Annotated in this window: 3 protein-coding genes; all 3 read left to right on the top strand. The window is 65.6% G+C overall.

All coding sequences use genetic code 11. From position 1 onward, the window contains the following. On the top strand, nucleotides 1-317 hold a 317-nt coding region (locus tag ABNS06_RS05065; protein WP_348672975.1), incomplete at its 5' end, for a LysM peptidoglycan-binding domain-containing protein. 130 nt (nucleotides 318-447) lie between these two features. Then, the gene (locus ABNS06_RS05060; RefSeq protein ID WP_348672974.1) at nucleotides 448-2,790 is read left to right on the top strand and encodes a hypothetical protein; all 2,343 of its coding nucleotides are present in this window, start codon (nucleotides 448-450) and stop codon (nucleotides 2,788-2,790) included. Beyond that, on the top strand, nucleotides 2,780-4,898 hold a 2,119-nt coding region (locus tag ABNS06_RS05055), incomplete at its 3' end, for a tetratricopeptide repeat protein (RefSeq protein WP_348672973.1). The genes ABNS06_RS05060 and ABNS06_RS05055, both read left to right, overlap by 11 nt.

Below are 4,898 nucleotides of genomic sequence, written 5' to 3'. Positions count from 1 at the left end.
TCCGCGCCGGTGACTCCCTCTGGTCGATCGCACGCAAGCACGATATCCACGTGGCTGACCTGACGCGCTGGAACCGGATGTCGAGCCGTACGGTGATCAAGCCCGGTCAGGCGCTGCTGGTCGCATCGCCGTCACGCACCGAACGCACGGTTTATTACACCGTTCGTTCCGGCGACTCGCTGGGCGGGATCGCACGCAGGTACCGTGTACGGGTCAACGACATCGTCGCGATCAACGATCTGGGTTCGCCCGACTCGCTGCGCCCCGGTCAGCGACTCAAGATTCGTGTCGACGTGGCGGATCATTCGGGCGTGTGATCCCTTACGCGGATTCACACGACTCAGACGAGGAATTCGGATTTAACTTGTTGTTAAACTGTTGCCATCGCCTAGCCCGACGTCCGGGCAGCAGTCTGGGATACACCCAAACCGACGGCTGGAGAAACGCTTGAACCGTATCAAGACGCTGGTCTGTCTGGCTTTGATCAGCCTCACAGGCCTGCCGCCAGGCCCCGCGCACGCCATCGACCAGAAAACCGCGGACGCCCAGCTCGAGACGCTGCGTTCGCTGGACGACCGGATCCGAACCATCAAGGCGGATGCCCTGGATCTGTCCGTTGATCTGGAACTTCTCGAACAGGCCGTGCTTTACCCGGACGGCAACGCCGTCAGCGTGTACCTGTCGGTGGATCTGGCCGCCTTCGTCGTCGAGACGGCGCGCCTGTCCGTCAATGGCGAACAGGCCACGGTCATCGATTACCAGTTCAACGATGCCGTTTCGCTGACCCGCGATGCCGCGCACGAGATGAGCCGACTCGACCTGGCGCCGGGCACGCATACGCTGACCCTGGAGATCTCCGGACGGTATGCCGAGGATTCGGACACCGCCCCGCCCGTGCGTCGCACGCAGTCCTACGACGTCAACCTGAACGGAAGCCCCAAGGCGGTCGAGTTCGTCCTGGAGTGGACCGGACGTCGTCGCGAACCCCGTCTGAACCCGCGCGAATGGGCGAACAACGGGTTCCTGACCGTTGGCAACACCGCCAACACCTCCGGCGAACAGCTCCAGCCGTTGCAGGCGCGCGCGACCCGCTACCTGCGCGAAACCGATCGTCTGTTCACCGCCCTGACCCGCCTGCGGGTCTGGGCCGACGCCCACGGCGCGTCCACCACGCAAAACCCCGATCTGCTGCTGGCGGAAGCGCGCACCCTGGTGGACTTCGGCCTGCCGGCCGCCGCCGAAAGGCAGCTCAACAGCATCCGCGGCGACACGGCCGCGCCGGTCGACGCGCGTAACACCGCGGTGCTCCGGCTCGCGGAACTCGCCTACAACCGCGGTCAGTACCGGGAGATGCTGACGGCGCTGGCGAGGGATCTGGTAGATCCGGTCAGCGACGAGGACCGGATGGCCGCGCATGATCTGCGCGCCCGCGCCCACATGCGCCTGGGTGATTTCGCCAGCGCGCTGGGCGCCTACGACGACGCCCGCCGCATCGACTCCCTGCCGCCCTACATGGCCTACAACCGGGCAATCACGCAGATGAGAACGGGTGCGCTGGACGACGGGCTCGACGGGCTGCGTCGCGTCGGACGCATCGACATCCCCTCCTTCGAGCTGGCCGCGTTGCGCGACAAGGCGAATTTGACGCTGGGCTATCAGTTCCTGAAGCAGGAGCGCTACGACGAGGCGCGAGACGCGTTCCGCCGCATCCGCCTGGAAGGGGAATTCGCCAACAAGGGGCTGCTGGGTTACGGCTGGGCGCTTTACTTCGGTGATGACGACATCAACTCCGATGACGTGCCCACAGCCTATTCCTCGCTGTCGCTGCTGATGCGTCCGGGTCGCGGCAATGCCAGCCTGTTCGAGAAGCTGGGCATCGGCCTCACCGACGAGCAGAAGTCGAACCGGCAGACGGCGAAGCGCCTGGAGCGCGCGCTGGCCCCGTGGTCCGAGCTGCTGGGGCGTGACCCGATGGACCCGGCCGTTCAGGAGGCCTTCGTCGCCGTCCCGCAGGCACTGGGCTCCCTGGGCGCGCACCGCCAGTCCTTGCAGTACTACCTGCGCGCGGCCGAGTTGCTGGAAGAAACCCGCCTGCGGCTGGACAAGGCGGAAAACGCGATCCTGAGCGGTCGCATGGTCGAGACGCTGATCGCCCGTGACCTGGACTCAGAGGCCGGCTGGACCTGGGAGGTTCGCGACCTGCCGAACGCGCCGGAGACCTACTACCTCTACCCGCTGATCGCCAGCACCCACTTCCAGGAAGCGCTGAAGAACTATCGGGACCTGCGCTTCCTCGCGCGTCGCAGCGATGGCTGGCTGCGCGCGATCTCGGCATACGGCAGCCGGCTGGCCGAGGGCGCGCGACCCGCCGATCCCGACCAGACCATCGCGCGGGCGCGGGCCCACAACCGGATTTTCGGTGACGGGGTGCGCCCCGAACTGCGTCTGGAGGAAGGTATCGGCGGCGAGTCCCGGCGCATGGGCTCACAGGCACCACCCCCCGGGCCCTCCCGTGAGTTGAATCTGGATCTGGCGGAACCACCACCAGTCCTCGCGCAGACGCGCAACATGCCCTCGCCGACGCAGCAGATGCAGGACGCCCGCCCGCGCATTTTCGAGCTGAGTGATCGCATCGAAGTGGCATTGATCGAGCAACGTGACCTGCTCGAGACCATGGCTCTGGACGAGTTGAAGGGCCAGCGCCGCCAGGCCGAGCAATTCCTGATCGAGGCCCGCTTCGCCATGGCCCGCATCTTCGACACGCAAGGAGACGGAATCGATGCGCCGTAACCGGCTTGGCCTCCTGTTGATGACCTGCGCCGGCTCACTGCTGGTCAGCGCCTGCGCGTCGAGAATCGACCCGGGCCCATCGATCGCGACGGTCAGCCGCGACCGTCCGGACGAAAGCAAACTGGCGATTCGCCAATCGGAACGCGTCGAGGCCAACCAGGAACTGGCGATCGAGAATTACCGCAAGATCCTGGAACTGGCTCCGGATGGCGCACGTCGGACGGAAGTGATGCGCCGCCTGGCCGACCTGCAGGTGCAGATTGGCGAGGTCAATCCGCAATACGAACGCCAGCAGGAGCTCTACGGCACCGAAGAGCCGCTGGACTCCATCAATCTCTATCGCGAAATCCTGGCAACCAATCCGGACGATCCGAATAACGACCGGGTGCTGTACCAGCTCGCCCGCGCCTATCAGAACCGTGGTCAGGAAGCCCGGGCGATCGAAGTGCTGTCTCGCCTGACGCGAGACTACCCGACGTCCCGTTACGCCACGGACGGCAAGTTCCGCGAGGCGGAACTCTCCTTTCGCCTGAAGCGCTTCCGCGAAGCCGAGGTCGCATACCGCGAGGTCGTCGACTACGGACCGGACGGCCAGTTCTTCGAACAGGCCCAGTACAAGCTGGGCTGGTCCATCTTCAAGCAGTCCCGGTATCTGGACGCCGCCGATGCGTTCATGCCCATCCTGGAACGGGAGCTGGCACCGGGTCAGGCGCCAATCGTCAGGGATCAGGCCGTAGCCGGGGTTCGCGAAGCCCGCCGGGAACTGGTGGGCGATGTCCTGCGCGTTGTCGGCTTGAGCTTCGCCTACAGCGATGGTGGCGCGACACTCAAGCAGTTCCTCTCGGAGCGTGGTGGCACGCGCTACGAGGAGTTGCTGTTCGCGAGTCTTGGCGAACTGTTCCTCGAACAGGAGCGCTACACCGATGCGGCCGCGGCATTCAAGGCCTATGTCGACTATGAGCCGTTCACTCTGGATGCGCCGACGTTCCAGCTGAAATCCATCGACGCGCTGCGGGTCGGCGGGTTCCAGGAACTGGCCATGGGCGCCAAGGAAGACTACGTCCAGATCTACGATCCGGAGGCGGAGTACTGGACCCAGCGTGGTCTGGCCGAAGCACCCTTCGTGGTCGAGGCGCTGAAGGAGAACCTCAATGACGTCGCCCGCTACTACCACGCGCGGGCACAGCGTGACGGCGCGTCGCCGGAAGCCCGGAAGATCAATTTCGATCAGGCCGGCCGGTACTACCGTCGGTTCATCGAGATCTTCCCTGACGACCCGGCGTCACCGGAAATGCACACGCTGCTGGCCGATACGCTTTACGACCGCGGCCAGTACCAGCTCGCCGCCGAGGAATACACCAATGCCGCGTACAACTATCCGCCGCATCCTCGTGCAGCGGCCGCCGGCTACGGAGCAGTCGACAGCTATCACAAGTGGGCCGAGGCGCAACCGCCCGAGCAACGGCGTGACGCGACCCTGCTCGCCGTCGACGCGGCCCGTCGTTTCGCGGACAACTTCGCGACGCATCCTCAGACCGCGCGTGCACTGACTCGCGCAGCCGAGGATCTCTACGACCTGGACGAGCTGGAACCCGCGGCGGAGGTCGCCGCACGCGTGGTCACGATGGAACCCCGGCCGGACGCCCGCCTGCGTCGCAGCAGCTGGCAGGTGCTGGGGCTGACCCGTTTCGATCAGCAGCGCTTCCAGGATGCCGAGGGCGCGTTCAAGCAGGTATTGCAGCTGACGCCACCCGACGATGTCGAACGGCGGCAGAAGACCCGGACCCAGATCGCATCGGCGATCTACAAGCAGGGTGAAGTGGCCCGCGAGCAGAACCGCCCCGACGACGCGGTCGGTCATTTCCTGCGCATTGGCCAGGAGATGCCGGATTCGGAGATTCGAGCCACCGCCCAGTACGACGCCGCCGCCGTGCTGATCGCCGACGAGCAATGGACCCGCGCCATCGACGTGTTGCTGGATTTCCGCAAGACGTTTCCCAGCAACGAGTTGCAGCGCGACGTGACCAAGAAGCTGGCCGCGGTCTATCTGTCCTCGGATCAGCCCACCCGGGCCGCGGCGGAGTTCAGTCGCATGGCCGGCGATCAGG

Source organism: uncultured Abyssibacter sp., assembly GCF_964000955.1.
Lineage (GTDB): Bacteria > Pseudomonadota > Gammaproteobacteria > Nevskiales > OUC007 > Abyssibacter.
Note: the sequence above shows the minus strand (reverse complement) of the source record. Positions and strands in the feature narration are given on the sequence as shown.